Below are 17,447 nucleotides of genomic sequence, written 5' to 3' on the forward strand. Positions count from 1 at the left end.
GGGTCAGTTGCAGCCAGCCAGTCAGTCATCAAAATTTTATAGAAGGTGGTGTTTGTCCATGTACACGTATAACCAAGTCGATCAGCAGCTGGTGGATGAGCGGGTTGCCCAGTATCGTGACCAGACCCGGCGTTATCTGGCCGGCGAACTGCCGGAAGAGGAGTTTCTCGCTCTGCGTTTGATGAATGGTCTTTATATCCAGCGTCAGGCGCCCATGCTGAGGGTGGCGATTCCCTACGGCACCTTCTCGTCGACCCAGATGCGCACCTTTGCCCACATTGCCCGCACCTGGGATAAGGGCTACGGGCATTTCACCACGCGCACCAATATCCAGTTCAACTGGCCCAAGCTGGAGGAAGTACCGGACATTCTTGCCGAGCTGGCCAAGGTGCAGATGCATGCCATCCAGACTTCGGGGAACTGTATTCGCAACACCACGACGGACCCTCTTGCCGGTGTTGCTGCTGATGAAGTGGAAGATCCGCGCCCCTGGTGTGAGCTGATTCGCCAGTGGTCGACCCTGCATCCCGAATTTGCTTATCTGCCGCGCAAATTCAAGATTGCAGTCAGTGGCGGGCCTTACGACCGGGCTTCCAGTCGGGTGCATGATATCGGTCTGGAGCTGGTTCGTGGCAGTGATGGTCAGACAGGTTTCAAGGTGTTGGTTGGTGGCGGCCTGGGTCGTACCCCGGTAATCGGCAAGGTGATTCGCGACTTCCTGGAGCCTGAAGAGCTGCTCAGCTACCTGGAAGCCATCCTGCGGATTTATAACCTGCGCGGACGTCGCGACAACAAGTACAAGGCCAGAATCAAAATTCTCGTGGGTGCTCTGGGCATCGAAGAATTCCGTCGCCTGGTCGAGGAAGAGTGGCAACACCTGAAGGGGGGTGAGCTGCGCTTGTCCGAGGCAAGAATTGCCGAGATCAAGGCTCACTTCCAGCCTTTTGAATACAACCTGCAGGCTGCTGAGGATTCCACTCTTGAGCAGCAGCTGGCCGAGAACACCGATTTTCGGGTCTGGTATGAGCAGAATACCCAGTCGCACCGTCAGCCCGGTTACCGGGTAGTGCACCTCTCGCTTAAGCCGCTATTGGGCGCGCCAGGTGATATCACCCATCAGCAGATGGATGCCATTGCCGAGCTGGCCGATCGCTACAGCTTTGGTGAGATTCGTGCCACCCAGGATCAGAACCTGGTTCTGACCGATGTTGAACAAAAGGATCTGTTGAGCCTTTGGCAGCAATTGGAAGAAGCCGGTCTGGCCCGGACCAATATCAATACCCTGACTGACATGATTGTCTGCCCCGGTTTTGATTTCTGTAACCTGGCCAATGCGCATACTCTGAATATTGCCGATGCCATCAACCAGGAATTCGATGATCTGGATTATCTGCATGACCTGGGTGATATCCAGTTGAACATGTCCGGCTGCATCAATGCCTGTGCCCACCATCACGTGGGTCATATTGGCATTCTCGGGGTGAACAAGAAGGGAGAAGACTGGTACCAGATCACCCTGGGCGGTTCAGCCACCGAAAATGCCCAGCTGGGCAAGGTGCTGGGCAAGGCGGTGGCGGCTGAAGAAGTGCCTGCTACCCTGCGAACCCTCTTGAATACTTATCTTGAGGTTCGCGAGGAAGGCGAAAGCTTTATCCAGGCTTTTGAAAGGGTCGGCATGCAGCCCTTCAAGGAAGCGGTTTACCCTCCGGCCTGATCGGTGGTGGCAACCAGCTTGACTCCAAGTGCCCTGCAAACGCGCTGGACGGTGTCCAGTCGTGGCTGGGCACCGGGTCGCAGAGCCTTGTAAAGTGCTTCACGCTGAATGCCGCTGGCCTTGGCAATCTGGGTCATTCCTCTGGCTTTGGCGATATGCCCCAAGGCAGCCGCTAGCTCGCCAGGGTCGCCTTCCTGGAGAACCTGGGTCAGGTACTCGGCAACATCAGCGTCACTGGTCAGATATTCTGCCATGTCAAATTCAGACACTTGCAGCAGGTTTTTTGAAGCGGTCATGGGATTAACCTCGTAATTGTTGAGCCATTTCCTTGGCCGTGGCAATGTCTTTTTGCTGGGAGCTTTTATCGCCTCCGCCCAGCATGAGCAGGATTTGGTCACCTTCATGCAGGTAGTACATTCGCCATCCTGGTCCAAAGAATTCACGCATTTCATAGACATGATTGCCGACTGGGGCGACATCACCCAGTAAGCCTCGCTGAGCTTTTTCCAGGCGTCGCAGAAGCCGTAACCGTGTCGGGCGATCTTTCAGTCCTTTGATCCACTGCTGAAAAGCAGCGGTTTGCTTGATCGTGTACATGGTTTGACTGTAATTGATCGATTACGTTTCAACAAGTTCTGATTATGAAAAGAAGGTTTTCGACCCTGCCGCCAGGCGATTAACAGCAATGGGATAACAATCATGCTGCTGCCCACCCAAAACCAGAAGTCCGGCACCTCGGCAAAGAGTATCCAGCCCAGAGCGACCGCCCAGATCAAGCCGGTGTATTCGGCGCTGGTGACCTGATTGGCATCCACCTGCTGATAGGCCAGCAGTACCGTGATGTTGTAACCGAGAATGCAGATGGCAGAAACCAGTGCAGGCAGCAGGATTTGTGGCTGCCAGCCTGCTCCTTCCCACCAGGCCAGCATTCCCGAAGTCGGCAGAATCAGCAGATAACCAAGAAACAGCTTGTGCACCGTACCCTGAACAGAAGGGAGTTTGCGGACCAGGAGTGCACTGCTGGCCAGGGCTACAGCGGAACCCAATGCAGCCAGGGCTGCCCAGTTGAAATCAACAGGCCTTAAAATGACCAGAATGCCCAGAAAGCCACTGATTACAGCCAGTAAGCTCAGGGGTGTCAGTCTTTCCCGGAACAGGATGACTGAAAAGACCATGACCAGCAGGGGGGCGGCATAGAAGAGTGCATTGGCTGTTGCCAGGGGCAGGTAGGTCAGAGCGATGACCATGCAGATGATGCCGCCCAGGTGCAGGTGAGCCCTGAACAAGTGTACCTTCCAGCCGGTCAGAAACTGCTGGCGATTAAGTTGGCCAGCCAAGGGCAGTAGCAGGATTAGCGTAAACAGGCAGCGCAAGAAGGCAAACTGGAGTACTGGCGTACCGGGTTCCAGCAGCTTGATGGCAACATCGGACAAAAGCGCAAGAAAGTTGCCCAGTATTAATAAAGCCAGCGCCGAGTTAAGCGTTTTGCCTGACATCTTTTACCTCCATTTTAATCCTGGTCAGTGTGGGGAAGAGGCATTCTAGACAGGAGGGTGTATCTGATAAAATGATGTTTATTGCTAACCTATTAGATTTTTAGATAATGAAATTGCCTCCCTTAAAATCCCTGCCGGTCTTTGAAGCCGTAGCCCGTTTGAACAGTTTTTCCCTGGCGGCAGAAGAGCTGGCCGTGAGCCAGAGTGCGGTCAGCCACCAGATCAAACAGCTGGAAACCTACTTGGGCGAACCCCTGTTTCAACGCACCGGGCGCTACCTGCAGTTAACGGAACAGGGGCGTCAATATCAGGAGGTGGTAACTTCCTCCCTGCTGGAAATCCAGAGGGCTAGCGAGCAACTGCTGGGGCGCGAGCAATCGCGTTTGCGGCTTTCTGTTTACAGCTCCTTTGCTGTGCGCTGGCTGGTGCCGCGTCTGCCCGCTTTGCAGCAGGCCTGTCCACAACTGGATTTATCCCTGGAAATGACCGGTGAAAACCCGGTGCTGAGTGATCGGGTCGGGGATTGCTTTATTACCATTCATCAGACGTCTGCGGCCTTTGATTACGAACTGCTCTATGAAGAGCAGTTGTTTCCCGTGGTCAGTCGAGATTTTTGGCAAACCCTGGTTCGTCAATTGGATCTGGACCCCGAGCAACCCGAGTTGCAGCCGGAAGATCTGGCTGCTTTTCCTCTGCTGTCGACAGCCAGTATCTACCAACGTCCTCAGGGGGACTGGCAGGCCTGGTATCAGGCTGCCGGTAAAAGCCTGCCAGCGAGTGCGCGCCTGCAGCATTTCAGTCATATGCTGCTGGCCCTGGAAGCAGCACGTTTTCATCAGGGCATTGCTTTGACCAATGACTATATGCTGAGTAATCGCAAGGATGCCGAGGATTTTGTGCGTCTGCCCGGTCATGCCGTGAGAACTGGTGATCGTTTTTACTTTGCCTGGAAGCAGTCACGCTACCGCGAGACGGGAATACGCCAGTTACGCCAGTGGTTGGTTCGTGAAGCTGCTGCGACTGGTTTGCTTTCTTCCTGAAGTCCTTGGAAGTGGAAAGCAGCTTTGCATTTTACCCCTGAGTCTTGTAGGTGTTTTAACTGTTGGTTGGAATTAAATTATTGAAAATAAAGAATAAATAGAAAATGGACTGATTCTTGCTTCGACACTGCTGGTTAAGCAGCCATCCAATAAAAACGATTGCCAGGCAAGACGACTGGCAGCAGAGGACGGACTATGTCGAACAATGTAGAAACCTTTTATCAAGTGATGCGCCGCCAGGGGATTACCCGGCGCAGCTTTATGAAGTACTGCAGCCTGACCGCTGCCGCTCTGGGGTTGGGCCCCAGTTTTGCTCCCCAGATTGCCCATGCCATGGAAACCAAGCAGCGTACGCCGGTTATCTGGCTGCACGGCCTGGAATGTACCTGCTGTTCGGAATCCTTTATCCGTTCCGCCCATCCGCTGGTCAAGGACGTGGTCCTGTCGATGATTTCCATGGATTACAACGATCTCTTGATGGCATCAGCCGGTCACCAGGCAGAAGCTGCGCTGGAAACCAGCATGGAAAATCACAAGGGCAACTATATCCTGGCCGTTGAGGGCAATCCGCCTCTGAATGAAGATGGCATGTTCTGCATCAGCGGTGGCAAGCCCTTTATCGAGAAGCTGAAAAAAGCAGCAGAAGGCGCCAAGGCGATTATTGCCTGGGGTAGCTGTGCCAGTTGGGGCTGTGTTCAGGCTGCTCGCCCCAACCCCACCCAGGCGGTGCCTATTCATAAGGTGATCACCGACAAGCCGATTATCAAGGTGCCCGGTTGTCCTCCCATCGCCGAGGTCATGACCGGGGTGATTACCTATATGCTGACCTTTGATCGTCTGCCCGAGCTGGATCGTCAGGGCCGACCCAAGATGTTCTACAGCCAGCGTATCCACGACAAATGCTACCGCCGTCCCCACTTCGATGCCGGACAGTTTGTGGAAAGCTGGGATGATGAAAATGCCCGCAAGGGTTACTGCCTCTACAAGGTGGGCTGTAAAGGGCCGACCACCTATAACGCCTGTTCCACCGTGCGCTGGAATGAAGGGATTTCCTTCCCTATTCAGGCGGGTCATGGCTGTATCGGCTGTTCCGAAGATGGTTTCTGGGATCAGGGCTCTTTCTATGATCGCCTGACCTCCATCAATCAGTTTGGTATTGAAGAAAACGCCGACACTGTGGGCATGACCGCTGCCGGTGTGGTGGGTGCAGGTATTGCTGCCCACGCTGCAGTGAGTGCCATTAAACAAACGACCCAGCGCAAGAAGACGGAAGAGGAGCAGAATTCATGAGCAGTATTTTGAACGCCAGTCAGCTGGATGCCTCCGGGCGCAGGGTTGTGGTGGATCCGGTGACCCGGATCGAAGGGCATATGCGTTGTGAAGTCAATGTTGATGACCAGAATATCATTCGCAATGCAGTCTCCACCGGCACCATGTGGCGTGGCCTGGAAGTCATCCTGAAAGGTCGTGACCCGCGTGATGCCTGGGCCTTTGTTGAGCGTATCTGTGGTGTTTGTACCGGTACCCACGCCCTGACTTCGGTTCGCGCTGTGGAAGATGCCCTGGACATTGATATTCCCTACAACGCCCATCTGATCCGTCACCTGATGGATAAAACACTGCAGGTGCATGACCATATCGTGCACTTCTATCATCTGCATGCCCTGGATTGGGTGAATCCGGTCAATGCCTTGAGAGCCGACCCACGCAAGACCTCCGAATTGCAGAAGATGGTTTCTCCCAGCAATCCCAAATCCAGCCCCGGCTACTTCAGTGACCTGCAAAATCGTCTGAAGAAGTTTGTGTCCGGTGGCCAGTTGGGTATCTTTGCCAATGGCTACTGGGATAATCCGGCTTACAAACTATCGCCAGAAGCGGACCTGATGGCCGTGGCCCACTATCTGGAAGCCCTGGATATGCAGAAGGATATCGTCAAGATCCACACCATCTTCGGCGGTAAGAACCCTCACCCCAACTACCTGGTCGGTGGGGTGGCCTGTGCCATTAACCTGAATGACACGGGATCGGCCGGTGCGCCGGTGAATATGAACAGCCTCAATTTTGTTCTTCAGCGCATCAAGGAGGCCCAGGCCTTTGTCGAGCAGGTTTACCTGCCGGATGTTCTGGCCATAGCCAGCTCCTACAAGGATTGGCTCTACGGGGGTGGTCTGGCTTCCGAGAACCTGCTGTCTTTCGGTACCTATACCCAGACACCAGGCGACAAGTCCACCGACCTGCTGCCTGCCGGGGCGATTGTTAATGGCAACTGGGATGAAGTCCTGCCCGTGGATGTACGCGATCCCGAGCAGATCCAGGAATTTGTTTCCCACTCCTGGTACAGCTATGCCGATGAAACTCAGGGTCTGCATCCCTGGGATGGCGTTACCGAGCCCAACTTTGAGTTGGGTGCCAATACCCGCGGAACCCGGACCAACATCGAGCAGATCGATGAAAGCCACAAGTACAGCTGGATCAAGGCACCCCGCTGGCGCGGTCATGCCATGGAAGTCGGTCCTTTGGCCCGCTACATAATTGCCTATGCCTCCGGTCGCGAATACGTTCAGGAGCAGGTCAATCGTTCCCTGTCCGCCTTCAATCAGAACACCGGTCTGAATGTCGGCCTCAAGCCCTTCCTGGCCTCCACTCTGGGTCGCACCCTGGCGCGTGCCCTGGAATGCCAGTACTGCGCGGATACCATGGAAGATGACTGGCATGCCCTGGTCAATAACATCAAGAATGGCGATACCGCGACAGCCAATACCGAGAAGTGGGAGCCTTCCACTTGGCCCAAGGAAGCCAAGGGTGTGGGGATCAATGAAGCACCTCGCGGTGCCCTGGGTCACTGGATCAAGATCAAGGATGGCAAGATCGATAGCTATCAGGCGGTGGTGCCCACTACCTGGAATGCTTCGCCTCGGGATAACGAAGGCAATATCGGTGCCTATGAGGCTGCCCTGCTGAATACGCCCATGGAGCGTCCCGATGAGCCGGTCGAAATCCTGCGCACCCTGCACAGCTTTGATCCCTGCCTGGCCTGTTCGACGCATGTGATGTCACCGGAAGGACAGGAAATCACCCAGGTCAAAATCCGCTAAGGAGGCAAGATCATGGCGTTGGAAAAAAACTTGGCTCCCGGAGATTCCGAGGAGAAGGTGCGCCGCCAGACGGCCGTTTATGTGTATGAGGCGCCGTTGCGCCTCTGGCACTGGGTTACTGTCCTGAGTGTGCTGGTGTTGGGGGTGACGGGTTTTCTGATCGGTCGTCCTCTGCCCAGTGTACCGGGGGAGGCCATCGATAATTACCTGATGGGTTATATCCGCTTTGCCCATTTCAGTGCAGGCTACGTGGTAACGATTGCTTTTATTGGTCGCATCTACTGGGCTTTTGTGGGTAATCATCACGCACGTGAACTGTTTATTCTGCCGGTGCACCGCAAGCGCTGGTGGAGTGAGCTGTGGCACGAGATCCGCTGGTATCTGTTTCTGGCCAAAACACCCAAGAAGTACATCGGTCACAACCCGCTGGGGCAACTGGCCATGTTCTGCTTCTTCGTGGTGGGTATGACCTTCATGATCTTTACCGGTTTTGCCCTCTATTCCGAGGGGGCCGGTGTCGGTAGTTGGCAGGATCAGGTGTTTGGTTGGGTGATTCCGCTGTTTGGTCAGAGTCAGGATGTACATACCTGGCATCGCCTGGGCATGTGGTTCCTGGTGATCTTTATCATGACCCATATCTATGTGGCCGTGCGTGAAGACATCATGTCGCGCCAGTCGTTGATCTCCACCATGGTGGGTGGCTGGCGGATGTTCAAGGATGATCGCCCGGATTAGTGTGGATAGTTGCTAATCGTTTTGCTGCTCAAGTGGAATCTTTTCTTCCGCTTGGGCGGTAAGCCTTCGAAGTGTCTCGGCTTTGCATCCCCGCAGGCCCGCCTTTTATTGCACTTTTATTTCTCTGGCATGCTACTTGCTCAACTTCATGTAAAAAACATGATTGAGGACAGGCATGGCCGATCAATTTCTTCTGCTGGGTATCGGTAATCTACTCTGGGCCGATGAGGGCTTTGGCGTTCGCTGCGTCGAACAGCTCAACCAGCGCTACACCTTTCCCGAAAATGTCACCCTGATGGATGGTGGAACCCAGGGGATCTACCTGGTTCAGCACGTTCAGCAGGCTACCTGCCTCGTGGTTTTTGATGCCATTGATTACGGTCTGGAGCCGGGGACGTTCAAGCTGGTTCATAACGAGGAAGTGCCTAAGTTTATGGGGGCTAAAAAAATGAGCCTGCATCAAACCGGCTTCCAGGAAGTTCTGGCCATGGCTGAACTCACCGGTTCCTATCCGAATGAACTCCTGCTGATCGGTGTTCAGCCTGAAGAGCTGGATGATTTTGGTGGCAGTCTGAGGCCTCGCGTCCGGGATCAATTGGAGCCAGCCCTTCAACATGCTCTGGATTATCTGGCGGCCAGAGGGGTCGAGGTAAAACCCCGAGTCGAGGGTGAAAGCGCTCTGGGACCGGAGGAGCTGCAACTGGATCGCTATGAAACCCAGCGCCCCGCCGAACAGGAAGCCTACCGCTACGGCGATCCGCGTTTTATTCCTGCTACTGCGCTCAAGGAGGAGAGCTGATGTGCATCGGTTATCCCCAGCAGGTGGAAGTGGTTGAGGAATCCCGAGCACTTTGCCGCTCGGGCGACCAGCAGCAGTGGGTGGATACCCGCCTGGTTGAAGCCTGTGTCCCGGGTGACTGGTTGCTGGTTTTTCATGGCGCTGCCCGGGAAAAATTGAGTGAACAAAGAGCCCACCAGGTCAGTCAGGCTCTGGCTGCTTTGGTGGCTGCCGAGCAGGGAGATCACCAGGCCATTGATCATCTTTTTGCGGATCTGGTCGATCGAGAGCCCCAGCTTCCCCCGCATCTACAAAAATAATTTTCAGGAGTTTCTTGATGTCTCATCCTCTTCTAGACCGGCTCACCGGTGAGCTGGGTTACGCTTCGGTTACCCGTGAAAACCTGGATGCCTTCATCCTCTCCCAGCCGCTTACCCTACTATTTTTTGCCGGTTCTCCCGATCGCTTTCCCGAGACCCTGGATGTGGCGGTGATCCTGCCGGAAATTATCAAGGCTTTTCCCGATTTTCGTCCTGGCCTGGTGGAGTCTGCTTCTGCGGCTGAATTGCAAAAACGCTACGGTTTCAGTGTCTGGCCCACGCTGGTCTTTTTGCACCAGGGCCAATGCCTGGGGCAGCTGTCACGGGTGCAAAACTGGGATACCTACCTTAACTCCATTCAAGGCTGGCTGGATCAGCTGCCTGCCAGCGGTGAGACGGGCAAGATCCCGGCTTTCCACCTGAATTAATACCGGGAGATTTTTTGTTATGATGCAATCCATACCTGCTGTGCAACTGGGCCCGGAAGGGCAGGAGCCGGAAGAAGAGCTGGATTACCTGCCCCTGCCCAAGGAAATGCACACCTTTGAATTGCCGGTTTTTCCCGAGATCGGCGATCTGGATGCTTATCAACAGGCCGTTGCGGCGCTGGATGAACTGCAGACGCTCCTGGCCACGGCTCGGGTGGGTGAAGTCGGGGTTCTGGCTCTGGATCAACTTTCCAGCGATGAGATGACTCTGCTTCAAGAGCTGCTGGGTGAAGGTGAAGTGGCCATTCAGTTTCAGAACCCGCTTTTGCCGGAAATCCAGGAAACCCGTCTGGCCGGGGTCTGGTGGTTGCGCCAGAAAAACAATCAGGGTTGGCGGCAATGGCTGGAAGTGGCTTCAGTGCCTGCCGCGGTGTTGCAGGAAACCTTTGCCCGCTGTCAGCGACCCCAGGTCAAGCTGGAAGAAGCCGTTCATCAGTGCAATGCAGCGCCTTTGATTACCGAATTGCTAGAGGCTTCAGCGCTCTATGACCAGGCACCTGACGAGGTCAACAAGGTGATCAACCTCAGCCTGCTGCCCTTTTCTGCGGAGGATCATCAGTTGCTGGCGCGCTACCTGGGAACGGGTGAAACCCTGGTCCTGTCCCGTGGTTATGGCAACTGCCGGGTGACCAGTACCGCCACGCCCTGGATTTGGCGGGTACAATACTTTAATAACACCGACCAGCTGATTCTGGATGCTCTGGAAGTGACGGCCGTACCCGAAGTGGCTACCGCCGCTCAGGAAGATCTTGAAGATTCGGCTGAACGCCTGCGTGAAATCAAGGAGTTGCTGCATGCCTGAAGACCGGGCTTATGAATGCCGTATCTGCCAGTATTGTTATGATCCGGCCCAGGGTGACCCTGAAGGGCAGGTGGCAGCCGGTACGGCCTTTGCGGACTTGCCCCAGGACTGGTTTTGCCCTGAATGCGGCGCAGAGCCGGAAACCTTCATGCCGGCACCGGATGCTGACTGATGACAGGCGAGCAGATTACAGCCTGTTTTCAGCAGGCGGCCCGGCAGATGCAGGAGCTGCCTTTTTATAATCCGCAGTTGCAGGTGGAGCTGTTGGGCTGGCAGCCCATGGCTGCAGGTGGCTCCTTGGGGATTTTGATCACTCCCTGGAGCCTGCAATGCCTGGTGTTTCCGGGTGAGGCCGTGACGCTGCCCGCTTTTGGGCAAAGATTTCATCTCAAGCTGCCCAGCGGCGATTATGAATTCCAGGCGGCCTGGCAGGAAGAACTGGGTCGCTACGCCGTGGCCTCGCTGGAAACCGATTTGTTGCAATTCAATAGCCAGGCCGAAGTGCAGGCACTGGCCGAGGAAATTCTCCAGCTGCTTTTAGAACCGGAAACACCGGTTAAGACCCCTGAAAACCCCGAAAGAAGACAGCTTTTTGGACGCCTTCTGGGCCGGCAACCAGCGGGAGTGCAAGATCATGCCTAGTCTCCAGTCTCTGACCGGACAGTTACAGCTACGTCTGGACTGGTCACGAAGTCGGATTCGCCGGGTTGAAGTGGAGCTTCAGCGCCCGCTGCAACAGCTTTCCCGCTTGTGGACAGGACGCAGGCCGGAAGAAGTTCTGCAACTAATGCCCCTGACCTTTGCTGTTTGCTCCCTGGCCCAGCAGGCCGCCAGCGTGCAGGCACTGGAAGCGGCAACAGGCTGGGAAGCCGATCCAGCCATCCACGACTGGCGTCAGCAGGCCGTGCGTCTGGAGGCCCTGAGAGAAACCCTGTTGCTTTTGCACAGCTGGCAGCCCCAGGCTTGCCCGGACTCTTTCCTGCCCTGGTTGCAGGCCACTCAGCCGCTGCTGGGGCAATGGCAGTCAGTGATGGGCTTCCAGCAGCAGGGGCTACCCGAGCAGCTGGAGCAGCCAGCCGATCTGGAGTTGCTGTATCAAGAGCTTCTCCAGGCCGAGCAGCAGGTGCAACCGGGAGAGCAGTTGGCCTGTCCTTCCGTGGTTTTGTCCCCTGCTTCTTGCGAACCTTTGGAAGAAGAAGACTGGCCGCATCTTCTGGCTCAGCTACGCCGGGGTGATGCTAGCGCTCATCTGGCCGGTGATCCGCGGGTCACCGGTTTGCCAGCCACCCGGAAGGCCAGTCAGGCCAACGATCAGGTCAGTCAGGCCTTTCTGTCGCTTCTGCACCAGGCGCAATCCCTGACCCGGGCCTTGATGGGCGAGGGTGAATTGCGCCAGTATCCGCCGCTGCCCCTGACCCGACCCGGAGAAGGCTGGGCCCGCGTCATGACGGCCCGGGGCTGGTTGATGCATCGGGTGGAAGTGGAAGCCGGGCGTATTGCCGGTTATCAGCTCCTGGCACCAACCGACTGGAATTTGCATCCTCAGGGGTTGCTCTTCCAGCAGCTGAAAAATCTGAAGGTGGACAAGGCCGACCTCCAGCCTCTGGCTTCGGCCCTGATGGCCTGCCAGTTTCCCTGTGTCGAGTCCCAGGTGGAGATCGAATATGCATGAAATGTCGATTGCTGAAGGGGTGATCCAGCTTCTGGAAGAACAGGCGCAGGCACAGCATTTTAGCCGGGTGAAAACCCTGTGGCTGGAAGTCGGCCCCCTGGCCAGTGTCGATGTCCAGGCGCTGAGCTTTTGTTTTGAGGCGGTCAGCCGCCATACGCTGGCTGAAGCCGCCACCCTGAATATCATCGAAGTACCGGGTCTGGCCTGGTGCCTGGGTTGTGAAGGCCAGGTTCCCATCCGCCAGAGGTTTGATGCCTGCCCCGACTGCGGTAGTTATCAATTGCAGGTCATCCAGGGGGATGAGCTGCGCGTCAAAGAATTGGAGGTAGACTGAACATGTGTAGTGTATGTGGCTGTGCCGAAGGCGAAACCCGGATCGAGGGCGTGGATCATCATCACGGCCATCACCATCATGACCACCATCACGGGGAGCATCACCATCCGCATACCCCTGCTCCTGCGGCTGAGCCGCAGACGTCGCTGGCCAAAGACTGGCTGCATTATGGCCAGGGCGCTGCCCGGGCCCATGCACCGGGTCTGACCCAACAGAGAATGGTGCAGATCGAGCAGGATATTCTGGGCAAGAACGACCGCTATGCCGCGGCCAACCGTGAAGAGTTTGCCCGCCGCTCTCTATTTGCCCTGAACCTGGTGTCCAGCCCCGGTTCGGGCAAGACCTCCCTGCTGACGCGTACGCTGCGCGAACTGGATCAGCGTTTTCCTCTGGCTGTTATCGAAGGTGATCAGCAGACCTCCCAGGATGCCGATCGCATTCGTGAAACCGGGGTGCAGGCGGTACAGGTGAATACCGGCAAGGGCTGCCATCTGGATGCTCACATGGTGGGTCATGCCCTGGAACAGCTGGAGGCTCTCAAGGGTGGCCTGCTGTTTATCGAAAACGTGGGCAATCTGGTTTGTCCGGCAGCCTTTGATCTGGGTGAGGCCCACAAGGTGGCCATCCTTTCGGTCACTGAAGGGGAAGACAAGCCGATCAAATACCCGGACATGTTCCATGCGGCCGATCTGCTGCTGCTCAACAAGGTGGACCTGCTGCCGCATCTGGATTTTGATGTCGAGGCCTGCATTGATTATGCTCGCCGGGTCAAACCGGATATCCAGGTAATACAGGTTTCTGCCCGTAGCGGAGAGGGCATGCAAGCCTGGATCGACTGGCTGCTGGAAGGACGAGCCCGCCTGATCAACCAGCGCCTGCAACAGCTGGAAGACGAAACCCAGGCCCTCAAGGCATTGCTGTAACTGGCAAGTTCAATAACAACAAAGGCTGGTTAGATGTCTGCAAAAAAACTGCCCCGAGTCCTCTGTGTGGATGACGAAATCCGCTCGCTGGAAACCCTGGAGCGGACGCTGGATGAAGAATTTGAAGTCCTTCTGGCATCCAGCGCTGCTGAGGCCATGCAGTGGCTGGAAAAAGAGGAGGTGGATGTTCTTCTCTGTGACCAGCGGATGCCGGATGAAACCGGCGTGGCTTTTTTGACCCGTGTGCGTGAGCTCTGGCCGCAGACGGCACGTCTGATCCTGTCCGGCTACACCGAATCGGAAGACATCATTCGTGGTTTGAACGAGGCGGGTATTTTCCAGTATCTGACCAAACCCTGGCACCCGGAGCAGCTACTCTTGGCCGTACGCAATGCCAGCCAGCTGGTTAGCCTGCAGAAGGAAAATACCCAACTGGCCACCGAGGTCAAGATGACCGGTCCCCAGCTGGAAAACCAGTTGGATGCCAAGAAGCAGCTGCTCAAGCAGCGTTTTTCCTTTGCCGAAATCATCCGCAGTGAAACCAGCCCGCTCAATGGCCTTTGTGATCAGCTGGCGCGTCTGGCCCCCTATGATATTCCCGTTTTGATTACCGGCCCCTCGGGCAGTGGCAAGGAGCTTTTTGCCCGAGCCTTGCACTACAACAGTCTGAGGGCCGAAGCCCCCTTTGTGGTGGAAAACTGCGGGGCGCTCCCGGATGAGACCCTGGCCTCCGAGCTGTTTGGTCATCGCCGGGGGGCTTTTACCGGCGCTGTCAGTGACCACTCCGGCCTTTTTGAACAGGCTGATGGCGGCAGTATTTTCCTGGATGAAATCGGGGATACCTCACCGGCTTTTCAGGTGATGCTACTGCGCGTTCTTCAGGAGCAGGAAATCCGGCGGATGGGCGAAAGCCGTAAGCGCCCGATCAATGTTCGCATCATTGCTGCCACCAACCGCGATCTGGAAGAAGAGGTGCGTCAGGGGCGTTTTCGCGAAGACCTCTATTACCGTCTGGCCGGGGTTTCCCTGGAATTGCCGGGACTGGCTCACCGGCCCCAGGATATTCCGCTGCTGGCCGAACACTTTCTGGAGCTGGCCTGCCAGGCCTATGGTCGGGAAACCCGCGGGTTTAACGGGCAGGTGATGGAGTTGCTTCAGGCCTACCCCTGGCCGGGCAATGTGCGCGAGCTGCAACATGAGATCAATCGTCTGTTGGTGCTCTCGGAAACCGAGGAACTGGAAGCTCACCTCTTGAGCCAGAAAATCCTGCGTTCCCATCCGCAGTTGGAACCCTCAGGATTACAACCCCTGCTGGATCATCCCGGTTCCCTGAAAGAAAGAATCGAATTGCTGGAGCAGCAGCTGCTCAAGGAAAGCCTGATCCGCAACCGCTGGAACAAGAGCCGTGCAGCCAATGAACTGGGGCTTTCCCGCGTCGGCTTGCGGGCCAAGCTGGAACGCTACGGCCTGGAGTCGCCTGCATGAAAACCCTGCAGTTAAGCGTGCAGGGACAGGTGCAGGGAGTAGGATTTCGACCGGAAGTTTATCGTCTCGCCAGGGATTTATCCCTGGTCGGACAGGTCTGTAATAACCGCACCGGGGTGGAAATTCTTCTGCAGGGCGCTAGGGCTCAACTGGATGCTTTTGTGGAGCAGCTGCCCGCCCGGCTAACCTCCCTGGCGGTTATCCGCTCCCTGCAAACCCGCTGGCTGGAAGCCGAAGCCTTCAGTGATTTTCGCATCCTGGCCAGCGCGGCAGGCAATGACAAGCCCGCGCTGGTGATCCCACCCGATACCCGGCCTTGCTCTCAGTGCCTGGCCGAGATGTCTGATCCCGATAATCGGCGTTGGCGCTATCCCTTTATCAACTGCACAGCCTGTGGGCCGCGCTACAGCCTGATTCACCAGCTGCCCTATGACCGGCCTTATACCAGCATGGCGGCCTTTGAACTCTGCTCATCCTGTGCTGACGAGTATGCTGATCCGGGCAATCGACGTTTTCATGCCCAACCCAATGCTTGCCCAGACTGCGGCCCTCAGCTTTGGTGTGCTGATGCTGAAGGTCAACGCCTGGAGGGTGATCCTCTGGCCTTGGCCTGGTCGGCCTTGCAGCAGGGACAAATCCTCGCGGTCAAGGGCGTCAGTGGTTTTCATCTGCTTTGTGCAGCGGACCAGACTGCTGCGGTCGAACGTCTGCGAGCCCGCAAGCAGCGCCCGGATAAACCCCTGGCCGTGATGGCCCTGAATACAGCCTCGCTGGAGCCGCTGGTCGAGCTGGATCAGGAGGCCCGCCAGCTACTGCAATCCCCGGCAGCCCCGCTGCTTTTATTGCCTGCCCGCTCCTCTGCACAAGAACACCTGGCCTGGCAGCAGCTGGCCCCGGGCATGAGGGATCTGGGGGTGCTTTTGCCCTCTTCACCGCTGCATTGGCTGCTGTTTCATGAAGCACTGGGACGCCCTCGGGGTGAAGACTGGATGCAGCAGGCCAGTCCTCACTACTGGGTGGCGACCAGTGCCAATCTCAGTGGTCAGCCCCTGGTGGCTGATAATGATCAGGCTTTACAGCAGTTGGCAGCTATTGCTGATCTTTGGCTGCTGCATGACAGAGACATCGTTACGGCCCAGGATGATCCCGTGATCCAGGCTGCTGCCCGGCCTTTTGCCCTGGTTCGACCGGGGCGAGGCGGGGCACCCTTGCATCTGCCCTTAGCGGAAGTCCCGTGTCAGGAGGGAATCCTTGCCCTGGGGGGCTTTCTCAAGACCAGTAGCTGCCTGATCCGCCAGGGCGAAGCCTGCCTTTCCCAGTATATTGGTGACCTGGATCAGGCTGCGACCTGCGAGCGTTTGGAGGCCAGTGTCGAGCAGCTTTGTAATCTACTGGATACCCGCCCCCGCCTGGTTTGCAGTGACCTCCACCCGGACTTTTATTCATCGCGCCTGGCCGAGCGGCTAGCCCGAGAAGCGCAAATTCCCTGGTTGCAGGTTCAGCATCACCACGCCCATGTGGCGGCGGTGATGGCGGAATACGGCCTGCACCAGGAGGTTCTGGGGCTGGTACTGGATGGTCACGGCCTGGGCGAAGACGGCCAGGCCAGAGGTGGGGAAGTACTCAGCGTGACGACCCAGGGCTTTACCCGCTTGGGTGCTCTGGCCCCTTTGTCGCTTCCGGGCGGGGATGCTGCCGCGCGTGAACCCTGGCGGCTGGCCGCAGCGGTGCTGCAGCAACTGGGAGAAAACGACCGGCTGGAACAGCAGTTTGCCAGGGAGCCGCATTTTCAGGTCTTGTTGAAGGTGTTGCAGCGTCCCGGATTATGCCCTGTAACCACCAGTGGCGGCCGTCTCTTTGATGCAGCTGCCGGCCTTCTGGGTATTTGCACTCATCAGGCTTATGAAGCCCAGGCCGCGCTCTTACTGGAAGCTGCCGCCGCCACTGTTTCTCTACCCATTTCGCCGCCCCGGCTTTGGACTTTGCAGCAGGGGGAATTGAGTTTCTGGCCCTTGCTGGCCGAGCTGGCTGGCTGGACCGGCAGTCGTGAAGAGGGGGCTGCTCTTTTTCATGCGGTTCTGGTGGACGGACTCAGTGAGTGGCTGGTGCAGATGGCCGGGAAAACGGGCTTGCAGCAGTTGGTCCTGACCGGTGGCTGTTTTTTTAATGCCCTCCTGCGTGGTCAATTGATTGCCAGCCTGGAGGCCCGAGGTTTACAGGTTTATTTTCCCAGCAGAGTCTCTCCGGGTGATGCCGGACTTTCGCTGGGGCAGGCCTGGGTTGCCCAGTGGGCACTCCAGGAAGATGAATCCCGATTACATGAGAGGTTGTCCTATGTGCCTGGCCGTGCCGGTAGCCATTGAAGCCCTGATCGATGATCAGACCGCCCGGGTAAACCTGGGCGGGATCAAGAAAAATATCAATATCGCCCTGATCGACGATCCCCAGGTGGGGGACTATGTGATCCTGCATGTGGGGGTGGCTCTGAAAAAGCTGGATCAGGAAGAGGCCGAAAGAACCCTGGCACTTTTTGGTGAACTCCAGGCCCAGGAAGAGGAGCAATAA

At 56.6% G+C, this 17,447-nt stretch carries 20 protein-coding genes; 17 read left to right on the forward strand and 3 right to left on the reverse strand.

All coding sequences use genetic code 11. From position 1 onward, the window contains the following. Positions 1–58 precede the first annotated feature (58 nt). Entirely contained in the window at positions 59–1,714 is a 1,656-nt protein-coding gene (locus tag DFK18_RS08470) for a nitrite/sulfite reductase (protein ID WP_114417828.1), read from the forward strand. Here the strand turns inward: DFK18_RS08470 and DFK18_RS08475 are convergent. From DFK18_RS08475 to DFK18_RS08485, 3 genes are read right to left on the reverse strand one after another with little or no spacing between them, the layout of a single operon-like run. After that, complete coding sequence (locus tag DFK18_RS08475; RefSeq protein ID WP_114417829.1) at positions 1,699–2,010, reverse strand: addiction module antidote protein; 312 nt, start codon at positions 2,008–2,010, stop codon at positions 1,699–1,701. The genes DFK18_RS08470 and DFK18_RS08475 overlap by 16 nt on opposite strands. Before the next feature lie 4 nt (positions 2,011–2,014). Further along, on the reverse strand, positions 2,015–2,311 hold the full coding sequence (locus DFK18_RS08480; RefSeq protein WP_114417830.1) for a type II toxin-antitoxin system RelE/ParE family toxin: 297 nt from the start codon (positions 2,309–2,311) through the stop codon (positions 2,015–2,017). Then, complete coding sequence (locus DFK18_RS08485) at positions 2,260–3,210, reverse strand: DMT family transporter (protein ID WP_114417831.1); 951 nt, start codon at positions 3,208–3,210, stop codon at positions 2,260–2,262. Before DFK18_RS08485 ends, DFK18_RS08480 begins: the two co-directional genes overlap by 52 nt. Before the next feature lie 107 nt (positions 3,211–3,317). Between DFK18_RS08485 and DFK18_RS08490 the strand changes: the two genes are divergently transcribed. The 16 genes from DFK18_RS08490 (at position 3,318) to DFK18_RS08565 (ending at position 17,447) form a co-directional block, all read left to right on the forward strand. Then, positions 3,318–4,250 carry a LysR family transcriptional regulator gene (locus DFK18_RS08490; RefSeq protein ID WP_114417832.1) on the forward strand — a complete coding sequence of 311 codons (933 nt, stop codon included), beginning with the start codon at positions 3,318–3,320 and terminating at the stop codon, positions 4,248–4,250. Positions 4,251–4,445: 195 nt separating this feature from the next. Then, complete coding sequence (locus DFK18_RS08495; protein WP_114417833.1) at positions 4,446–5,540, forward strand: hydrogenase small subunit; 1,095 nt, start codon at positions 4,446–4,448, stop codon at positions 5,538–5,540. After that, complete coding sequence (locus DFK18_RS08500) at positions 5,537–7,345, forward strand: nickel-dependent hydrogenase large subunit (RefSeq protein ID WP_114417834.1); 1,809 nt, start codon at positions 5,537–5,539, stop codon at positions 7,343–7,345. Before DFK18_RS08495 ends, DFK18_RS08500 begins: the two co-directional genes overlap by 4 nt. A gap of 12 nt (positions 7,346–7,357) precedes the next feature. After that, entirely contained in the window at positions 7,358–8,080 is a 723-nt protein-coding gene (gene cybH / locus DFK18_RS08505; protein ID WP_114417835.1) for a Ni/Fe-hydrogenase, b-type cytochrome subunit, read from the forward strand. Positions 8,081–8,255: 175 nt separating this feature from the next. After that, the gene (locus DFK18_RS08510; RefSeq protein WP_114417836.1) at positions 8,256–8,879 is read left to right on the forward strand and encodes a HyaD/HybD family hydrogenase maturation endopeptidase; all 624 of its coding nucleotides are present in this window, start codon (positions 8,256–8,258) and stop codon (positions 8,877–8,879) included. Continuing rightward, positions 8,879–9,178, forward strand: coding sequence for a HypC/HybG/HupF family hydrogenase formation chaperone (hypC, locus tag DFK18_RS08515; protein WP_114417837.1), 300 nt, complete (start codon positions 8,879–8,881; stop codon positions 9,176–9,178). Before DFK18_RS08510 ends, hypC begins: the two co-directional genes overlap by 1 nt. Before the next feature lie 17 nt (positions 9,179–9,195). Then, entirely contained in the window at positions 9,196–9,606 is a 411-nt protein-coding gene (locus DFK18_RS08520) for a thioredoxin domain-containing protein (RefSeq protein ID WP_114417838.1), read from the forward strand. A 19-nt stretch (positions 9,607–9,625) separates the two neighbouring features. Further along, positions 9,626–10,468 carry a hydrogenase expression/formation protein gene (locus DFK18_RS08525; protein WP_114417839.1) on the forward strand — a complete coding sequence of 281 codons (843 nt, stop codon included), beginning with the start codon at positions 9,626–9,628 and terminating at the stop codon, positions 10,466–10,468. Continuing rightward, positions 10,461–10,640, forward strand: coding sequence for a rubredoxin (locus DFK18_RS08530; RefSeq protein ID WP_114417840.1), 180 nt, complete (start codon positions 10,461–10,463; stop codon positions 10,638–10,640). Before DFK18_RS08525 ends, DFK18_RS08530 begins: the two co-directional genes overlap by 8 nt. After that, the gene (gene hybE / locus DFK18_RS08535; protein WP_114417841.1) at positions 10,640–11,110 is read left to right on the forward strand and encodes a [NiFe]-hydrogenase assembly chaperone HybE; all 471 of its coding nucleotides are present in this window, start codon (positions 10,640–10,642) and stop codon (positions 11,108–11,110) included. The genes DFK18_RS08530 and hybE overlap by 1 nt, the downstream gene beginning before the upstream one ends. After that, positions 11,103–12,140, forward strand: a complete 1,038-nt coding sequence (locus DFK18_RS08540) for a nickel-dependent hydrogenase large subunit (RefSeq protein ID WP_114417842.1) — start codon at positions 11,103–11,105, stop codon at positions 12,138–12,140. Before hybE ends, DFK18_RS08540 begins: the two co-directional genes overlap by 8 nt. Further along, positions 12,133–12,474, forward strand: a complete 342-nt coding sequence (gene hypA, locus DFK18_RS08545; RefSeq protein WP_178006184.1) for a hydrogenase maturation nickel metallochaperone HypA — start codon at positions 12,133–12,135, stop codon at positions 12,472–12,474. The genes DFK18_RS08540 and hypA overlap by 8 nt, the downstream gene beginning before the upstream one ends. 2 nt (positions 12,475–12,476) lie before the next feature. Next, positions 12,477–13,397, forward strand: coding sequence for a hydrogenase nickel incorporation protein HypB (hypB, locus tag DFK18_RS08550; RefSeq protein WP_114417843.1), 921 nt, complete (start codon positions 12,477–12,479; stop codon positions 13,395–13,397). 33 nt (positions 13,398–13,430) lie between these two features. Then, a complete protein-coding gene (locus DFK18_RS08555) occupies positions 13,431–14,882 on the forward strand; it encodes a sigma-54-dependent transcriptional regulator (protein ID WP_114417844.1) in 1,452 nt (483 codons plus the stop codon). Continuing rightward, entirely contained in the window at positions 14,879–17,245 is a 2,367-nt protein-coding gene (gene hypF / locus DFK18_RS08560; RefSeq protein ID WP_114417845.1) for a carbamoyltransferase HypF, read from the forward strand. Before DFK18_RS08555 ends, hypF begins: the two co-directional genes overlap by 4 nt. Next, on the forward strand, positions 17,217–17,447 hold the full coding sequence (locus DFK18_RS08565; protein WP_114417846.1) for a HypC/HybG/HupF family hydrogenase formation chaperone: 231 nt from the start codon (positions 17,217–17,219) through the stop codon (positions 17,445–17,447). The genes hypF and DFK18_RS08565 overlap by 29 nt, the downstream gene beginning before the upstream one ends.

This window comes from Marinospirillum perlucidum (assembly GCF_003336805.1).
Lineage (GTDB): Bacteria > Pseudomonadota > Gammaproteobacteria > Pseudomonadales > Halomonadaceae > Marinospirillum > Marinospirillum perlucidum.

Excerpts from the sequence above, each read along its gene's own strand:
- DFK18_RS08470 (WP_114417828.1), top strand. The coding sequence starts at position 59 with ATGTACACGTATAACCAAGTCGATCAGCAGCTGGTGGATGAGCGGGTT.
- DFK18_RS08475 (WP_114417829.1), bottom strand. The coding sequence starts at position 2,010 with ATGACCGCTTCAAAAAACCTGCTGCAAGTGTCTGAATTTGACATGGCA.
- DFK18_RS08480 (WP_114417830.1), bottom strand. The coding sequence starts at position 2,311 with ATGTACACGATCAAGCAAACCGCTGCTTTTCAGCAGTGGATCAAAGGA.
- DFK18_RS08485 (WP_114417831.1), bottom strand. The coding sequence starts at position 3,210 with ATGTCAGGCAAAACGCTTAACTCGGCGCTGGCTTTATTAATACTGGGC.
- DFK18_RS08490 (WP_114417832.1), top strand. The coding sequence starts at position 3,318 with ATGAAATTGCCTCCCTTAAAATCCCTGCCGGTCTTTGAAGCCGTAGCC.
- DFK18_RS08495 (WP_114417833.1), top strand. The coding sequence starts at position 4,446 with ATGTCGAACAATGTAGAAACCTTTTATCAAGTGATGCGCCGCCAGGGG.
- DFK18_RS08500 (WP_114417834.1), top strand. The coding sequence starts at position 5,537 with ATGAGCAGTATTTTGAACGCCAGTCAGCTGGATGCCTCCGGGCGCAGG.
- cybH (WP_114417835.1), top strand. The coding sequence starts at position 7,358 with ATGGCGTTGGAAAAAAACTTGGCTCCCGGAGATTCCGAGGAGAAGGTG.
- DFK18_RS08510 (WP_114417836.1), top strand. The coding sequence starts at position 8,256 with ATGGCCGATCAATTTCTTCTGCTGGGTATCGGTAATCTACTCTGGGCC.
- hypC (WP_114417837.1), top strand. The coding sequence starts at position 8,879 with ATGTGCATCGGTTATCCCCAGCAGGTGGAAGTGGTTGAGGAATCCCGA.
- DFK18_RS08520 (WP_114417838.1), top strand. The coding sequence starts at position 9,196 with ATGTCTCATCCTCTTCTAGACCGGCTCACCGGTGAGCTGGGTTACGCT.
- DFK18_RS08525 (WP_114417839.1), top strand. The coding sequence starts at position 9,626 with ATGATGCAATCCATACCTGCTGTGCAACTGGGCCCGGAAGGGCAGGAG.
- DFK18_RS08530 (WP_114417840.1), top strand. The coding sequence starts at position 10,461 with ATGCCTGAAGACCGGGCTTATGAATGCCGTATCTGCCAGTATTGTTAT.
- hybE (WP_114417841.1), top strand. The coding sequence starts at position 10,640 with ATGACAGGCGAGCAGATTACAGCCTGTTTTCAGCAGGCGGCCCGGCAG.
- DFK18_RS08540 (WP_114417842.1), top strand. The coding sequence starts at position 11,103 with ATGCCTAGTCTCCAGTCTCTGACCGGACAGTTACAGCTACGTCTGGAC.
- hypA (WP_178006184.1), top strand. The coding sequence starts at position 12,133 with ATGCATGAAATGTCGATTGCTGAAGGGGTGATCCAGCTTCTGGAAGAA.
- hypB (WP_114417843.1), top strand. The coding sequence starts at position 12,477 with ATGTGTAGTGTATGTGGCTGTGCCGAAGGCGAAACCCGGATCGAGGGC.
- DFK18_RS08555 (WP_114417844.1), top strand. The coding sequence starts at position 13,431 with ATGTCTGCAAAAAAACTGCCCCGAGTCCTCTGTGTGGATGACGAAATC.
- hypF (WP_114417845.1), top strand. The coding sequence starts at position 14,879 with ATGAAAACCCTGCAGTTAAGCGTGCAGGGACAGGTGCAGGGAGTAGGA.
- DFK18_RS08565 (WP_114417846.1), top strand. The coding sequence starts at position 17,217 with ATGTGCCTGGCCGTGCCGGTAGCCATTGAAGCCCTGATCGATGATCAG.